The sequence below is a fragment of the Kitasatospora sp. NEAU-69 genome (assembly GCF_057158765.1).
Map to the genome: position 1 here is coordinate 1 of NZ_JBWXUE010000052.1, position 15,734 is coordinate 15,734.

Annotated in this window: 15 protein-coding genes and 1 tRNA gene; 11 read left to right on the top strand and 5 right to left on the bottom strand. The window is 71.1% G+C overall.

All coding sequences use genetic code 11. The features are described 5' to 3' along the window. From AC060L_RS35070 to AC060L_RS35100, 7 genes are all read left to right on the top strand, one after another. The coding region (locus tag AC060L_RS35070) for an amidohydrolase family protein (protein WP_483803029.1) at nt 1–716 on the top strand (716 nt) is incomplete at its 5' end. Next, nucleotides 713–1,405, top strand: a complete 693-nt coding sequence (locus tag AC060L_RS35075; protein WP_483803030.1) for an urease accessory protein UreF — start codon at nt 713–715, stop codon at nt 1,403–1,405. The genes AC060L_RS35070 and AC060L_RS35075, both read left to right, overlap by 4 nt. Nucleotides 1,406–1,465: 60 nt before the next feature. Next, complete coding sequence (gene ureG, locus AC060L_RS35080) at nt 1,466–2,086, top strand: urease accessory protein UreG (RefSeq protein WP_483803031.1); 621 nt, start codon at nt 1,466–1,468, stop codon at nt 2,084–2,086. After that, nucleotides 2,083–3,033 (top strand): urease accessory protein UreD, encoded by a 951-nt coding sequence (locus AC060L_RS35085; protein WP_483803032.1) that lies wholly within the window; start codon nt 2,083–2,085, stop codon nt 3,031–3,033. Before ureG ends, AC060L_RS35085 begins: the two co-directional genes overlap by 4 nt. Nucleotides 3,034–3,118: 85 nt before the next feature. Further along, complete coding sequence (locus AC060L_RS35090) at nt 3,119–4,495, top strand: ammonium transporter (RefSeq protein ID WP_483803033.1); 1,377 nt, start codon at nt 3,119–3,121, stop codon at nt 4,493–4,495. After that, complete coding sequence (locus AC060L_RS35095) at nt 4,495–5,832, top strand: ammonium transporter (protein ID WP_483803034.1); 1,338 nt, start codon at nt 4,495–4,497, stop codon at nt 5,830–5,832. Before AC060L_RS35090 ends, AC060L_RS35095 begins: the two co-directional genes overlap by 1 nt. Before the next feature lie 144 nt (nt 5,833–5,976). Further along, the gene (locus tag AC060L_RS35100; RefSeq protein ID WP_483803035.1) at nt 5,977–6,816 is read left to right on the top strand and encodes an SAM-dependent methyltransferase; all 840 of its coding nucleotides are present in this window, start codon (nt 5,977–5,979) and stop codon (nt 6,814–6,816) included. Here AC060L_RS35100 and AC060L_RS35105 read toward each other — a convergent pair. Continuing rightward, nucleotides 6,783–7,169, bottom strand: a complete 387-nt coding sequence (locus AC060L_RS35105) for an antibiotic biosynthesis monooxygenase family protein (RefSeq protein ID WP_483803036.1) — start codon at nt 7,167–7,169, stop codon at nt 6,783–6,785. The two genes, AC060L_RS35100 and AC060L_RS35105, sit on opposite strands and share 34 nt — an antisense overlap. 246 nt (nt 7,170–7,415) lie before the next feature. On the opposite strand from AC060L_RS35105, the gene AC060L_RS35110 reads away from it, so the two are divergent. Beyond that, a complete protein-coding gene (locus tag AC060L_RS35110; RefSeq protein ID WP_483803037.1) occupies nt 7,416–8,573 on the top strand; it encodes a hypothetical protein in 1,158 nt (385 codons plus the stop codon). A 106-nt stretch (nt 8,574–8,679) separates the two neighbouring features. Here the strand turns inward: AC060L_RS35110 and AC060L_RS35115 are convergent, their stop codons facing one another. After that, the gene (locus AC060L_RS35115; protein WP_483803038.1) at nt 8,680–9,171 is read right to left on the bottom strand and encodes an N-acetyltransferase family protein; all 492 of its coding nucleotides are present in this window, start codon (nt 9,169–9,171) and stop codon (nt 8,680–8,682) included. A gap of 274 nt (nt 9,172–9,445) precedes the next feature. Between AC060L_RS35115 and AC060L_RS35120 the strand changes: the two genes are divergently transcribed. After that, nucleotides 9,446–11,536 (top strand): glycosyl hydrolase family 8, encoded by a 2,091-nt coding sequence (locus tag AC060L_RS35120; RefSeq protein WP_483803039.1) that lies wholly within the window; start codon nt 9,446–9,448, stop codon nt 11,534–11,536. A gap of 73 nt (nt 11,537–11,609) precedes the next feature. Here the strand turns inward: AC060L_RS35120 and AC060L_RS35125 are convergent, their stop codons facing one another. The 3 genes from AC060L_RS35125 to AC060L_RS35135 form a co-directional block, all read right to left on the bottom strand. Further along, nucleotides 11,610–12,827 (bottom strand): FAD-dependent monooxygenase, encoded by a 1,218-nt coding sequence (locus tag AC060L_RS35125; RefSeq protein WP_483803040.1) that lies wholly within the window; start codon nt 12,825–12,827, stop codon nt 11,610–11,612. Nucleotides 12,828–12,940: 113 nt separating this feature from the next. Beyond that, nucleotides 12,941–13,354: a cupin domain-containing protein gene (locus tag AC060L_RS35130; protein ID WP_483803041.1), complete on the bottom strand. Its 414-nt coding sequence runs from the start codon at nt 13,352–13,354 to the stop codon at nt 12,941–12,943. Beyond that, on the bottom strand, nt 13,351–14,829 hold the full coding sequence (locus tag AC060L_RS35135) for an MFS transporter (RefSeq protein ID WP_483803042.1): 1,479 nt from the start codon (nt 14,827–14,829) through the stop codon (nt 13,351–13,353). The genes AC060L_RS35130 and AC060L_RS35135 overlap by 4 nt, the downstream gene beginning before the upstream one ends. 57 nt (nt 14,830–14,886) lie before the next feature. Between AC060L_RS35135 and AC060L_RS35140 the strand changes: the two genes are divergently transcribed. Together AC060L_RS35140 and AC060L_RS35145 are read left to right on the top strand one after the other, a co-directional pair. Further along, nucleotides 14,887–15,555, top strand: a complete 669-nt coding sequence (locus tag AC060L_RS35140; protein WP_483803043.1) for a TetR/AcrR family transcriptional regulator — start codon at nt 14,887–14,889, stop codon at nt 15,553–15,555. Between the two features lie 81 nt (nt 15,556–15,636). Further along, nucleotides 15,637–15,709: transfer RNA gene (locus tag AC060L_RS35145), tRNA-OTHER, on the top strand. Nucleotides 15,710–15,734 lie beyond the last annotated feature (25 nt).

Consider the following 15,734-nt stretch of genomic DNA (forward strand, 5'->3'; position numbering starts at 1 on the left):
TCTCCTTCGCCGATTCGCGGGTGCGCGCGGAGACGGTGGCCGCCGAGACCGTGCTGCACGACGAGGGCGTGATCAGCATCTTCTCCTCCGACTCCCAGGCCATGGGCCGCATCGGCGAGTCCTTCGCCAGGGCGTTCCAGACCGCGCACCACTGCAAGGACCAGCGCGGCAAACTGGGCGGCGACAGCGAACGCCACGACAACTTCCGGGTGTTGCGCTACCTGGCCAAGCTGACCATCAACCCGGCGATCGCCGCCGGTACCGCCGACTACATCGGCTCACTCGAGCCCGGCAAACTCGCCGACATCGTGCTGTGGCCGATCAACTCCTTCGCCGCCAAACCCAAGTTGGTCATCAAGGGCGGCATGGTCAACTGGGCGCTGATGGGCGACCCCAACGCCTCGCTGCCCACCACCCAGCCGATCTACTACCGCCCGATGTACGGCGCCTACGGCCGCGCCCGACAAGCCACCCGCGTCTCCTTCATGTCCCAGGCCGCCATCGACCGCGGGGTGCCGACCGAACTCGGCCTCCAGAGCCGGGTCCTGCCCGTCCGCCACTGCCGCACCGTCGGCAAGCAGCACATGGTCCGCAACGACGCCCTGCCCAGGATCGAGGTCGACCCGGAAACCTACAAGGTCACCCTCGACGGCGAACCCGCCACCATCGCACCGGCCGAAACCCTGCCGCTCAACCACCTCTTCTACCTCGCATGACCGCCACCCTCGACGCCCTGCTCGTCAGCCTCCAACTCACCGACTCCGCCTTCCCCAGCGGCCTCTACACCCTCTCCCACAGCCTCGAAGGCTTCCGACAGGCCGGGCAGGTCGACCAGCACAACATGCCCGCACTACTCACCGACCTGCTACGCCACTCCGTCGGCCCCGCCGACGCCACCGCACTCGCCATCGCCAACCAGGCCGCCACCAAAGGGGACTGGGACACCGTCATCGAGATCGACCAACGACTGCACGCCAGCAAGCTCAACCGCGAGCTACGCCTGGCCGCCACCCGGACCGGACGGCAGATGCTGGACACGGCGCAACTCGCGCTGGGCGGCGCCGCCCTGGACCGCTTCGCGGAGCTGGTGGCAGCGAAGCGGACGCCCTGTTGTCAGGCCGTCGCGGCCGGCGTAGCGTACGCGGCCGGCGGCGTGGGCGCCGAACAGGCGGTGGCCGGCGACCTGTTCGCGTTCGCCGTCAGTTTCACCGGAGCCGCACTGCGGTTGCGGCTGACCGACCACCGCCACGCCCAGATCACGCTGCGCTCGATCGCCCCGGTGATCAAGGAGGTCACCGAGGCCGCACTGCGCCGGGAGGCGGCCGACCTCGGCGGCTGCGTACCGCTCGCCGACGTCATGTCGGGCCGCCACGAGCGCGCCGAAGCAAGGATGTTCGCATCCTGACAGTCCCCATAGAGGACTTGACGCTCCATCAGTTTGATTCTCCAAGAAGGGCACCAAATCATGACGGACGACGTGCTGCGGGTCGGCGTGGCCGGACCGGTGGGCTCCGGCAAGACGGCACTGATCGAGGCCCTGGTGCCGGTGCTGATCGCCCGCGGCCGGCGCCCTGCGGTTGTCACCAACGACATCTACACCCAGGAGGACGCGCAGCACGTGCGCCGCAACCTGGCCGGGCTGCTCGACCCCGAGCGGGTGGTGGGCGTGGAGACCGGTGCCTGCCCGCACACCGCCGTCCGCGACGACCCGACCATGAACCTGGCCGCCGGCGCCGAACTCCTGGAGCGCTTCCCCGACATCGACACGCTGCTCTACGAGTCGGGCGGCGACAACCTCACGCTGACCTTCAGCCCGGCGCTGGTGGACATGTTCTTCTTCGTGTTGGACACCGCCGAGGGCGAGAAGATGCCCCGCAAGCGCGGCCCGGGCATCACCGACTCCGACGTCCTGATCATCAACAAGATCGACATCGCCCGGTACGTCCGCTGCGACCTCGACGTGATGACCGGGGACGCCGACCGGGTCCGTTCCGGCCGGCCGGTCGTGCTCACCAACAGCCTCACCGGCGACGGCCTCGACCGGGTCGCCGACCTGCTGGAGTCCTACCGCAAGGTCCCGGCGTGACGGTGACGGCGCGCTCGGCCCCCGCGCGCTCGGCCGCCACACACTACGAGCCGGTCCGGGTGCCCGCCGAGGTCCGGCGGCACGCGGGCCGGCCGGCCGCGCTCGGCGTGGGCGCGCCCGGCAAGGTCGGGCTGCTGGAGCTCGGCTTCGAGAAGGTGGGCGAGCGGACCGAACTCGTCGGCCACTACCAGAAGTCGCCGCTGCAGATCATGCGTCCGCTCTACTTCGACCCGGCCCGCCCGGACCTGGCGATCACGTACCTGATGTCCACCGGCGGCGGCATCGTGCAGGCCGACCGGCTCCGGCTCGACCTGCACTGCGGCGCCGACACCGCCGTCCACCTGACCACCCAGGCGGCCACCAGGGTGCACCGGATGGACACCGACTACGCCACCCAGCAGGTCTTCCTGACGGCCGGGCCGCGCGCCTACGTGGAGTACCTGCCCGAGGCGACGATCCCGTTCCGCGACTCCCGGTTCTACCAGCGCACCGTGATCACCGCCGACCCGACCGCGACCGTGCTGGCTTCGGAGACCGTGCTGGCCGGGCGGCTGGCGCACGGCGAGCGCAACGCCTACCAGGTCTTCGCGGCCGACCTGGAGTGGCGCCGGCCAGGCGGCCGGCTCTTCGCGCTGGACACCGTGCGGCTGGAGCCCGCCGGTTCCGGGGTCACCGGCCCCGCCGTGCTGGCCGGTCACGACGTGCTCGCGAGCTTCTTCGCCGTCTCCCCGCTCGCCCCGGCCGTCGAACTGGCCGACGTCCTGCACCAGGCGCTCGACGGCAGCGGGCTGCTGTACGGCGTGAGCGTGCTGCCCGAGGACACCGGCGCCTGGCTGCGCGTGCTCGGCAGCGACTCCCCCGCCGTCACCGAGGCCCTCCGCCGGGCCTGGGACGCCGCCCGCCGGCTGCTGATCGGCACGCCGGCCCCGGTGATCCGCAAATCCTGAGCCCCGCCCGATCCTGAGCCCCGCCCGATCCCGAACCCCACCCCTTCCCCGTCCCCCGTCCCCCAGTCCCGCAGAGAGACTTCGGATGCCTACCTCAATCGACACGGGCAACACCGCCTGGCTGATGGCCAGTACCGCCATGGTGCTGCTGATGACGCCCGGCCTCGCCTTCTTCTACGGCGGCATGGTCAAGACCAAACACGTGCTGGTCATGCTGAAGATGAGCTTCGTCTGCCTGGCCATCGTCACGCTGCTCTGGCTGGCCATCGGCTACAGCCTCGCCTTCGGCAAGGACGTCGGCGGCCTCGGCCTGATCGGCACCCCCGAGCACTGGATGATGCACGACATCGGGATGACCAGCCTGTGGGGCTCCACCGGCATCCCGACCGTCATCTTCTCCTGCTTCCAGATGGCCTTCGCCATCATCACCGTCGCGCTGATCAGCGGCTCCATCGCCGGGCGCGCCACCATGCGCGGCTGGGTCTGGTTCGCGATCGCCTGGACGCTGCTGGTCTACGTCCCGCTGGCGCACTGGGTGTTCGCGCCCGACGGCTGGGTGACCGCCCACCTGGGCGCGCTCGACTTCGCCGGTGGCCTGCCGGTCGAGATCAACTCCGGTGCGGCCGGCCTCGCGGTCGCGATCGTGGTGCGCAAGCGCAAGGACTTCGAGCGCGAGACCATCCGTCCGCACAACCTGCCGCTGGTCGTGATCGGCCTTGCGCTGCTCTGGTTCGGCTGGTTCGGCTTCAACGCCGGCTCCGCGCTGCAGACCGGCGGGACCGCGCCGATGGCCTTCCTGAACACCCAACTCGCCGCCGCCGGAGCCATGGTGGGCTGGCCGCTGATCGAGAAGTGGAAGCTCGGGCACGTCGAGATGCTCGGCGTGGCCGGCGCGGCCGTCGCCGGCATGGTCGCCATCACCCCGTCCTGCGGTGAGATCTCCCCGATCGGCGCCCTGGCCGTCGGCTTCGCCGCCGGTGTGGTCTGTGCCTTCGCGATCAACTTCAAGTACAAGATGGGCTACGACGACACGCTCGACGTGGTCGGCGTGCACGGCTTCGGCGGCATCGTCGGCACGCTGGCCATCGGCCTGTTCGCGACCGTCCAGATGAGCGGCAAGAAGGGCCTGTTCTACGGCGGCGGCGTCAACCTGCTGTGGCGCCAGGCCGTTGCGGTGATCGCCTGTGCGGCGTTCTCGTTCGCGGCGACCTGGCTGATCGCCAAGGTGGTCGAGAAGACCGTCGGCTTCCGGGCCGACGAGGAGTACGAGCACGTGCCCGGCCAGGAGGAGGAGCAGGCCTACGACGACGAGACCATCTCCGAGATCCGCGAGCGCCTGATCCAGGCCCGGGTGCCGGCCACCGTCGGCGCGAGCGGGAAGGACGCCGACAGCGCCGACGCGGACCACCGGCTGCTCGCCGAGCTCCGTGCGGTGCTGGTGCGCCGAGAGCAGGAGAAGTGATGCTCGACTCGGGCAACTCCGCCTGGTTGATGATGGCCGCCGCGATGGTGCTGCTGATGGCGCCGGGCCTGGCCTTCTTCTACGGCGGCATGGTGAAGACCGGTCAGGTCATCGCCATGCTCAAGATGTGCTTCGTCTGCGTGGTGCTGGTCACCATCATCTGGTTCACGGTCGGTTACTCGCTCGCGTTCGGCAAGGACGCCGGCGGGCTCGGCCTGATCGGCGGCGTGGACCACCTGCTGATGTCCGGGGTCGGCATGGACAGCGCCACCGCCGGCGTGCCGACCGTGGCCTTCTCGGTCTTCCACATGTCCTTCGCGATCGTGACCGTCGCGCTGATCAGCGGCTCGGTCGCCGGCCGGGCCACGATGCGCGGCTGGATCGCCTTCGTCTGTGCCTGGACCCTGCTGGTCTACATCCCGATGGCGCACTGGGTGTTCTCACCGGACGGCTGGGTCGCCAAGCAGGTCGGCGCGGTCGACTTCTCCGGCGGCACGGTCGTCGAACTGAGCTCGGGCGCGGCCGGTCTGGCGCTGGCCCTGGTCGCGGGCAAGCGGCAGGACTTCGAGCGGACGAAGATCCGCCCGCACAACCTGCCGCTGGTCGTGGTCGGCCTGTCGCTGCTCTGGTTCGGCTGGTTCGGCTTCAACACCGGCTCCTCGCTGGGCACTCCGGGCGCGGCCGCGATGGGCGTGATGAACACCCAGCTCGCGGCGGGCGCCGCGATGGCCGGCTGGGCCCTCACCGTCTGGCTGCGCGCCCGCAAGGTGGGCCTGCTCGACATGTGCATGGGCGCCGTCACCGGCATGGTCGCGATGACCCCGCTGGCCGGCGGCGTCACCATGGCCTGGGCCGCCGCCATCGGGTTTCTGGCCGGTCTGACCTGCGCGTTCGCGATCAGCTGGAAGTACCGCTTCGGTGTGGACGACACCCTCGACGTGGTCGGCATCCACGGCTGGGGCGGCCTCTTCGGCATGATGATGGTGGGCCTGGCCGCCACCGGCGCGATGACCGGCAAGAAGGGCGTCTTCTACGGCGGCGGCTGGGACCTGCTCGGCAAGCAGCTCGTCGCGGTGCTGATCCTGGGGCTCTTCTCGTTCGGGATGACCGCACTGATCGGCAAGGCCATCGACCTCACCATCGGCCTGCGCCAGTCCACGGCGGCCGAGGAGCACGAGCAGGTCTACCAGAACGACTGGGACGCCCAGTTCAAGGAGATCGCCGACGCGCTGCGCGGCAGCGACGAGACCGCCCCCGAGCCCGGCCCGGACGCGAGCGCCCTGCTCGACCAGGTCCGCCGGATGCTGGCGGCCGACCCGGAACGCCGCTCGGACTGAGCTCCGCTGATCGGGGGCTGGAGGCTGGTTGCCCTAGGGCAACCAGCCTCCAGCCCCGGCCGCCGTGACGCACCGTAATGACCTAGGGTCAGCGGACGAGCACGGTAGGGTGATCGAATTCATCGGCCCTCGGGGAGGCGGAGCATGACGGGCAATGCGTGGCTCGGGAGCGGTCAGGACGAAGCTCAGGACCCACCCGTCATCGACACCACGGTCGCCCACTCCGCCCGGATGTACGACTACTGGCTCGGCGGTATGACCAACTTCGCCGCCGACCGCAGACTCGGCGCCGCCGTCGAGCAGCTGATACCCACGATCCGCACCATGGCCTGGGAGAACCGCCGCTACCTCGGCCGCGTGGTGCGGCACCTGGTGGCCGAGCACGGCATCCGGCAGTTCCTCGACGTCGGCACCGGCATCCCGACCAAGGGCAACACCCACGAGGTGGCCCAACTCGCCGATCCGGCGGCCCGGGTGGTCTACGTCGACAACGACCCGATCGTGCTCGCCCACGCGCACGCGCTGATCAGCAGCACCCCGGCCGGGCGCACCTCGTACATCCACGCCGACCTGCGCGATCCGGCGTCGATCCTGGCCCACCCGACCCTGCGGCAGACCATCGACCTGGACCGGCCGGTCGGCCTGATGCTGCTCGGCGTGCTGATGCTGCTCCCGGACGCGGACGACCCCTGGCAGCACGTGGCGGCCCTGCTCGACGCCCTGCCGGTCGGCAGCTGCGTCGCGCTCAGCCATGTGACGGCCGACTTCGACCCGCAGGCCGTACAGGCCGTCGTCGATACCGAGGACAAGGGCCGGGTGACGCTCGTACCGCGCACCCGGGCCGAGGTCACCCGCTTCTTCGCCGACTGGGAGTTGCTCGCGCCGGGCGTCGTCCCGGTGATGGCCTGGCGCCCGGACGGCGAGCCCCCGGCCGACCCCGAGGCCGCGTACTACTGGGCCGGCGTCGCCCGCAAGACGGGCTGACCGGTGCTCCTGAACCCGTAGCTCCGCTCCACTTTCGCCACGTGCAGCGTGTAGCTCTGGTACCAATCGGCCTGCCCGCGCTTCTGCGCCGCGCGGTGCTCGGCGTTGGTCCGCCACTGGGTGAGGGCGTCGGCGTCGCGGAAGTACCCGACGGTGATGCCCAGGCCGCCCGGCGTCTGCGCGTGGTCCATCCCCAGGTACCCGGGGATGTCCTTCACCAAGTCCTCCATGCGTGCATTGGTCTCGCTGTAGCCACTCTGGTCCTCGGTGCGCACGGCAGTGAAGACAGCTACGTAGTAGGGCGGTTCGTATGCCTCGACGGGCGCGACAGGTGATTCAGAGTGATTGCTCATGGCGCCACCGTATGGCGGAACGCGCCCGGCGATCCAGCCCTTTCGGCGCCGGCGACGCGGACGAGCCGCTGTGACGCGCGCGGTTGCTGGGAACTCGCCGGATGTCCGGGTAAGCACCGGCGTCAAACCGGTGAACACTCCCCCGGAACAGGACTTCGATCTTGCAAGTACCCGCGCGGCTCAACCAGCCTGTCGCCGGAGCGCTCCACCACCGGCGCGTTCCCCGCACCCACTGGAGCTGCTCCCATGCGCATGCGCAAGACCGCGCGTACCTCCCTCGGGCTGGTGGCCGTCGTCACCGGCCTGTCGGCCGTCGCCGCGCCCACCGCCTTCGCCACCGCACCGGCCGCCACCCCTTCGGTGCACCTGAAGCTCTTCGCAACCGCGCCCAAGGGCATGACGAACCCCGACGACATCACGAAGCTCGGCGATTTGCTCTTCGTCGCCTACCAGAACGGCGCCCAGTCGGACGGCTCACCGGCCGGCGTGACCAGCGACGTGGTCGCCTTCGACGTCAGGACCGGCAAGATCGCCCACCACTACGTGCTGCCGGGCAAGGTGGACGGCGTCACCGCCGACCCGCACCACCAGCGCGTGCTGATCACCGTGAACGAGGACCTCAACTCGAGCCTCTACACGATCACGCCGGCCGAGGACGAGTCGGCCGTCAGGCACTTCACGTACAGCCCGAGCCCGGCCGAGACCGGCTCGGACGGCGTCAACGGCGGCACCGACGCGCTCTCGGTGAGCAGCAGCGGCACCGTCTACGTCGCACACTCCAACCCCGACGTGGCGCAGGCCGGCACGAACGACACCGCCGCCGTCTACACCGTCAAGCTCAGCGGCTCGACCGCGAAGCTGACCCCGCTCTTCGGCGTCAACGACACCGCCGCGGTCATCAACCCGGCCGCCGGCGCGCCGAAGTCGGCCCCGCTGGGCCTGACCGACCCGGACTCCAACCGCTGGGTGGCGGGCAAGGACGGCGGCACGCTGATCCAGGACGCCCAGGCGGACGGCAAGCTCGTCTACGCCAGCGACCTGGACGCCGGGAGGCCGACCCTGCGCCAGCTGAACCTCAGCAACGCGGCCACCCCGTCCGGCGGCGCCGCCACCCCGCAGCTCGACGACATCCTCCCGGTCGCCGGCTCCGGCACGCTCTACGTCGTGGACCAGGGCACCGGCGGCATCTACCGGGCCGACCTGAGCCACGTTCAGCACGGCACGATGTTCGCCTCGCAGCCCGCGCCCAAGGCCGGCGACCTGCCGAACGACCCGGCGCTCGCCGTGGTCGACCAGAAGACCGGTGTGGTGACCCACCTCCCGGTCGGCGTGAAGCTCGCCAACCCGAAGGGCCTGCTCTTCGTCCCCGCCGCGCAGCACGGCGACGACAACGGCGACCGGTAACCAGTAACCGTCACCCCGCGCCACCGACCGCGCGCTGAGCAGCAGCCGGTGGCAGCCGGTCACCCGTCCCTCGGGTGACCGGCTTTCGTACTGATGCTTGGACAGGTCACGCTTCGATCGGCAGGCTGAAGCGCAGCTTCTCCTTGGCGCGCGCGCCGATCCGGCCGTAGAAGCGGACGGCGCCTTCGTTCCAGGCGGGCGTCTGCCACTGGACCTCGCTGAGGCCCAAGGCGCGCGCCTCGGCCGCGACCGCCGTCATCATCAGTTCGCCCAGGCCCAGACCCCGATGGCCGGACCGCAGGAACAGGCAGTCCAGGTGCAGGAATTCGCGGCCCTCCCAGGTGGACAGCTCGGGCACACAGCTCGCGTAACCGACGACCTCCCCGCCCGGCAGCTCGGCGACCAGGCAGCGCAGTCGCGGCGCCGGCGTCTCGAAGAGCAGCACCGCGAGCCGCTCCGCGAGGTCGGCGACCGGTGCTGCGGCCTGCTCGTACTCGGCGTGCTCGGCGGCCAGTTCGACGATCCGCGGCAGGTCCGCGGGTCGCGCGTGCCGCACCAGGCCCCCGGCCGCGGGCAGGTGATCATTCTCCGTTGTCATCCGCTCATCATCCATGACCATCACCGCCGTCACCCGCCGCCATCGCTCGCCTCCATCGCTCGCCGCCGTCGATCGGAAGCCCGTGACAATGAACACGCCATAACCCTCCCCCTTGACGGCCATAAGTAAGGAAGCTTTACTAACGCCTGACCGGTCGTCACCCCCGTTCGTTCTCCTCACCCACCGCGCCCCGGCACGCCCCAACCGGCCCGGCACCAAGGCAGAGCGCCCGGCTGCGGGTGCCGGCAGCGCGGCCCCCACCGAAGGAGTCCGCATGCGCAACCGCTGGACGAGGCCGCTCGCATCAGCCGTGACCGGCTGTCTGGTCGGCCTCTCACTGACCACGCTGGCCGCCGCCCCCGCCCAAGCCGCCACCACACAGCCCGCCACCGCCGGCGCGCACCCGTTCCCGACCCACGTCACCTACCAGGTCGGCGTCATGCCCTCGGCCTCGCAGGCCAGTCGGGACGCCGCCGTCGAGAAGCAGTACGACTCGTGGAAGGCCAACTACCTGATCCACGGCTGCGCTTCGAACGAGTACTACGTCTCGACCAAGGGCGACAGCGACGCCACCAACAACGGCCCGGTCTCCGAGGGTCAGGGCTACGGCATGAACATCGTGCCGCTGATGGCGGGTTACGACGCCAACGCGCAGACCGAGTTCAACGGCCTCTGGCAGCTGGTCAAGGACCACGAGGACCAGTACGGCATGATGCAGTGGCAGTTGGACGGCAAGACCTGCAAGTACTACAGCGGCGGCACGCCGGACGGCGCGACCGACGGCGACCTCGACATCGGCTACGGCCTGATCCTCGCGGACAAGCAGTGGGGCGGCTACAGCAGCGACGCGATGACCTGGCTGTCGAACTTCTACGCCCACAACGTCGCCCCCGACGGCCACCTGAAGTGCGAGGACGACGGGCCGAACACCGACACCCGCCCCTCCGACCACATGCTCGACCACCTGCGCGCCTTCGCCGCCTACGACACCACGCACGACTGGAACAAGGTGATCCAGCGCACCGAGGCGCTGGACACCGAGTTCACCAACGGGTACTCCGCCACCGGCGGCCTGCTCTCCGACTTCGTGGTCAACGCCGACACGACCAGCCCGCAGCCCGCACCCGCCAACTACCAGGAGGACCAGCCGGACAACATCGTCGGCTACAACTCCATCCGGGTCCCCTGGCACATGGGCACCGACGCGCTGGTCAACGGCGGCAGCACGGCGGCCACCGCCTACGCCCTGGCGAAGAAGGAATCGGCCTGCCTGAAGGGCGAGTCCGGCGGCGATCCGCAGAAGGTCTACCCCCACACCAAGCTGAACTGCACGCCGTACTCCACCTCCGACCAGGCCGAGGAGGCCGGCGACTCGGTCGGCCCGGCCGCGATGGCGGCGGGCGACCAGGCGTGGACCGACGCGATCTGGAGCCAGCTGGCGACCAACCCGTTCGGTGACGGCTACTACGGCGAGACCATCAAGATGCTGGTCTACATCGTGATGGCCGGCGACTACTGGAGCCCGGCGAGCAGCGGCACCGGGAGCAACGACTTCTCGCTCTCGGCCGCCCCCGCGGCCGGCACCGTGACCGCGGGCCAGTCCGCCTCGACCACCATCTCGACGGCGGTGACGGCCGGTTCGGCGCAGCCGGTCGCACTCACCGCGAGCGGCGGGCCCGCCGGCTCCTCGGTCTCGTTCAGCCCGGCCTCGGTGACCGCGGGCGGCAGTGCCACGCTCACCGTCAGCACCACCTCGTCAACGCCCGCCGGCAGCTACCCGATCACCGTCACCGGCAGCGCCGGATCCGGCAGCCACACCGCGACGTACACGCTGACCGTCAGCGGCTCGACCGGCGGCGGCTGCACAGCGGCCCAACTGCTCGGCAACCCGGGCTTCGAGAACGGCGCCAGCCCTGCGCCGTGGACCCAGACCTCGACCCTGGGCCAGTCCCCGGTCAACAACGACACCGCCGACGAGCCCGCGCACAGCGGGAGTTGGACTGCCTGGCTGAACGGCGACGGCAAGGCCGACACCGACACCGTCGCGCAGAGCGTCACGCTGCCGGCCGGCTGCACGACGGCCACGCTCTCCTACTGGCTGCACATCGACACCACCGAGAGCACCAGCACCGCGAAGCCGGACACCCTCAAGGTCGAGCTGCTCGGCAGCAGTGGCAACCTGCTGGCCACCCTGGCGAGTTACTCCAACCTGAACCACAACAGCGGCTACAGCCAGCACTCGGTCAGCCTGGCGGGCTACGCCGGTCAGCCCGTCACCGTCCTGTTCACCGGAACCGAGACCGACGCCAACGGCGGTACGACCAACTTCGTCATCGACGACACCGCCCTCAACGTCAGCCCCTGACAGGATGGTTGGTCGCCGGGCGCAGGAAAAACGACTGCGCCCGGCGAACAACCACCGCCACTTACGCGCCCCGCTACTTACGAACGAGCGTGTGGCCGCCGAAGGTGGCCCGGCCGTCCTGCTCGCGCCACCAGCGCTGCAGCACCTGCTGGTCCATCTCGGCCCACTGCGGGGTCCGCTCGACCTGCGCCCGGCCCAGGCTGCGCCCGAGCTCCAGCACCGCGCGGCCGATCGGCGCCCGCTCGGCGTCGTACGCGCGCAGCGCCTCGTCCAGCGTGCCGGCCGAACTCAGCGCGCCCTCCAGCACGGTGGCGTCCTGCAGCGCCTTGACCGCGCCGCTGCCGGTGTGCGGGCGGGCGATCGAGGCCGCATCGCCGAGCAGCACCAGCCGGCCGCGGGCGTAGCTCGGCGCGACCATGTCGTACATCGGCTGGAGGAACCGCTCCTCGACCGGGGTGCGCGCGATGACCTCCTGCCAGAACGGCGGGAAGTGCTCGGCCACCAGGCGGTTCTGATGGGCGTTCAGCTCCTCGGTGACGGTCCGCGAGGGCGCCGCCACCGGGTCGTCGAAGGTCAGCACGGCATCGGCCGGCGGGGTCGCGTAGTGCACCCAGTTCGCCACGGTGCCCACGCCGTCCCGTCCCGGGATCCGGTAGACGATCATGTGCCCGCCCGGGAAGACCACGGTCGACGCGTCCTGCTCCGGGAACGCCTGCGCGACCGGCTCGGGCAGCTGCTCCACGGGCAGCGTGCCGCGCCAGGCGAGGTAGCCCGCGTATCGGACGACGGCCTCCGGGTACATCGCCGCGCGCACCACCGAGCGGTAGCCGTCGGCGCCGATCACCAGGTCGAACCGCTCCTCGGTGCCGTCCGCGAGCCGAACCACGGCGCCGTCCGCCTCCGGCCGCACCTCGGCGACCGTGGCCCCCGTGCGGTAGTCCACCGACGCCGGGATCCGGCTGCGCAGCTCGCTCCAGAGTGATCCCCAGTTGTAGGAGCGGAACGAGAACGGCAGCACGCCGATCTCCCGCCCGGCCCACCCCTCGCCCTCGCGCACCACCCAGGGGCGGCGCTCCAGCTGCCGCCACGGCATCGCGTCGTCGAGGTAACCGGCCGCCGCGAGTTCGGCATACCGGGCGCTGAGCACCGCGAGGCCGACCCCCCGGTCCTGCAACCGGCCGGCGGCTCGCTCGAACAGCACGACCTCGCCGGCCCCCGCCCGCGCCGCGCCGAGCGCCGCCGCACAGCCGGCGATACTCCCGCCCACCACGGCTACCCGTTCTCCTCGCACCGCACTCCCCTTCGGTTCCGCCTGAACATGGTCAATGGTCAACCGAACGAGTATCGCAGCGCGGCCGGTCCGGGCGACAGGACGACCTCGAACAGCACTTGACCGCACTCCGCTCAGCGGGCCTCGGTGCGCCTTTCGAGGCGGGTACCGTGGCGAAGGGTGATCGACATCAGGTCGCTGGGCGCGTCCAGCTCCAGGCGGTGCCAGCGGCCGCGGGGGACGATCACGGCGGTGCCGGCCTGCAGCCGCACCGTCTCCTCCGCGCCGCCGGACGTGCTGGGGCGGAGGTGGAGGCGGACGCCGCCGGCCAGGCAGCACACCGCCTCCTCGGCCTCCGGGTGCATCTCCCAGTGGTCGGCGTGGACGTCGGCGTCGGTCTCCACGTGGAACGTCGCGATCTGCCAGGCACCGGAGTCACTGCTCGTCATGCGTCGCTCGCCGGAGCGGACATCGCCGTCGGGGCGGATGTGCAGCGCCGAGGCGAACAGGTCGATGGCCGAGAGGGGTGAGAGGGGTGTCGTCGTCATGATGGCGTTCCTTCCAGTCGGTTCGCTGAGGTCCGGTCCGCTGAGGTCCGGTCCGCTGCAGGTGTGGCGGGTTGCGGCTCAGCCGTGGCGACCCGGCGACGCGGCAGCACGCCGATCGCCACGGCCGCCGCGAGTGCGAAGAGCCCGGCGGCGACGGCCAGGCCCAGGGCGTAGCCGTCGCTCAGCGCGGCGGTGCCGGTGGCCGTGCCGGTGCGGCGCGCGGCGACGGTGGCCAGGGCGGCCAGGCCGACACAGCCGCCGAGTTGGCGGGAGCTGTTGAGCAGTCCGGAGGCCATGCCGGCCTCGTGGAGGGCGATGCCGGTGGTCGCGGCAGCGGTGACCGGGGCCAGGACCATGCCGGTGCCGACGCTGCTGACGAGCGACGGGCCGAGCACGTCGGTGAGGAAGCCGCCGCCCGGGCTGATGAAGGCGAACCAGGCGAGGCCCGCAGCAGCCAGCAGGGCGCCGGGCACCAGGGACGAGCGGGGGCCGCGGGTCGCGGTGAGGCGAGTCGCGACGACAGTGCCCGCCACCAGGCCCGCCGAGAAGGGCAGGAACGCGGCACCGGTCGCCGCGGCACTCATGCCCAGGACCTGCTGCATGTACAGGGAGACGAAGTAGAACGCCGCGAACTGCCCGGCCGCGGCGAAGAACACCAGCACATTGGCACCCGTGACCCAGCGGCTGCGCAGCAGGCCGAGGCGCAACAGCGGTGCGGGGGCCCGCGTTTCGGCGAAGACGAAGGCGGCCAGCAGCATCGCCGCGGTGGCCAGGGTCACCAGCGTGACCGGGGAGCCCCACCCCCGCGCGTCGGTGCGCACGACACCGAACACCAGCAGCCCGACGCCGCCGGTCGCCAGGACGGCGCCGAGCGCGTCCGGCCTCTCGCGCCGGACGGGCTGCGCTCCGGCGGGCACGGCCGCGCAGGCCAGCGCGAGCGCCGCCACCACGACGGGCGTGTTGACCAGCATCACCCAGCGCCAGCCCACGTACTCGGTCAGCAAGCCGCCCGCCAGCACGCCCAGCGCTCCCCCGGCGGCGTTCACGGCGCTCCACACCCCGAGCGCACGGACCCGCCCGGGGCCCTCGGTGAAGGTGGTGGTGAGCATCGCCAGCGCAGCCGGGGCCGCCGCGGCCGCGCCCAGGCCCTGCCCGGCGCGGGCGGTGATCAGTTGCCAGGGTGCCTGGGCCAGCCCGCCGGCCAGCGAGCACAGCCCGAAGACGGCCAGGCCCAGCAGGAACAGCCGACGCCGGCCGTACAGGTCGCAGGCACGGCCCCCCAGTAACAGGAAGCCGCCGAACGTGAGCGCGTAGACGTGCACGACCCAGGACAGGTCGAGCGGCGCGAATCCCAGCCCGGAGCGGATCGCGGGCAGCGCGACGTTGACCACCGACATGTCCAGGGCGAAGACGAACTGGGCGACGGCGGCAGCCGCCAGCACTGCTCCGGGACGCCCCCGTAGGTTTTTGTACATGTAAGGAAAGTAGCCCCAGAGGATCGCCGCTGTCGAGCCCTGGGGGAGGATGAGGGCATGCCGCAGCCGTCCGCACCACGCAAAGCCCTCGGCCGACCTCCGCGCATCTCCCGTGAGGAGGTCGTCGAGACGGCTCGCCGCATCGTGGATTCGGAAGGCGTGGACCGGCTGACCATGCGGCGGCTGGCCACGGAGATCGGCAGCACGCCGATGGCGCTCTACCACCACGTCCGGAACAAGGACGAGTTGCTCGTCCTGCTGCTGGACGACTACGCCGCGCGGACACTGCACCGGCCCGAGCTGCCCACCCTGCCTCGCGAGCGGGTCGTCGTGGCCGCCGCCACGATCCACCAGGCGCTCGCCGCCTGCCCCTGGATCGTGGAGGTGCTGACCGCCGACGACCTGATGGCCACCTCCGCCCTGTGGTTCGTCGAGCAGATCATCGACGGCCTGGTCGAATGCGGCCTGTCCCCCGAGCGAGCCGTCCACGGGTACCGCGCGATCTGGTACTACACCGCCGGAGAGATCCTGGTCCGCACGACAGCGGCCCGACGGCGCACGGACGACGACCGCCCCACCTACCGGGAGCAGGTCTTCGCCGGTCTCGACCCGAGCGAGCTGCCCCGCCTGGCGCAGGTCGCGGAGCACTGGGCGCCGCTGACCGCCCAGGACACCTACCTGGACGGGCTCCGCGCCCTGGTCGCCGGGCTGCTCGCCGCGGGCTGACGGGTCGCCACCGGGCGATCCCCGTCAACCACCCCCTCCCCGAAGCTCTGCGGTGCGGCACTGGCTAAGATCACCTCAGCTGTCCGGGTAGCGCAGGGGTAGGCGCGCCATCTCAACAGGATGGAGGACGCCGGTTCGAATCCGGCCCCGGGCAGCTCTCGGCCCCGCAGCACAGAGGC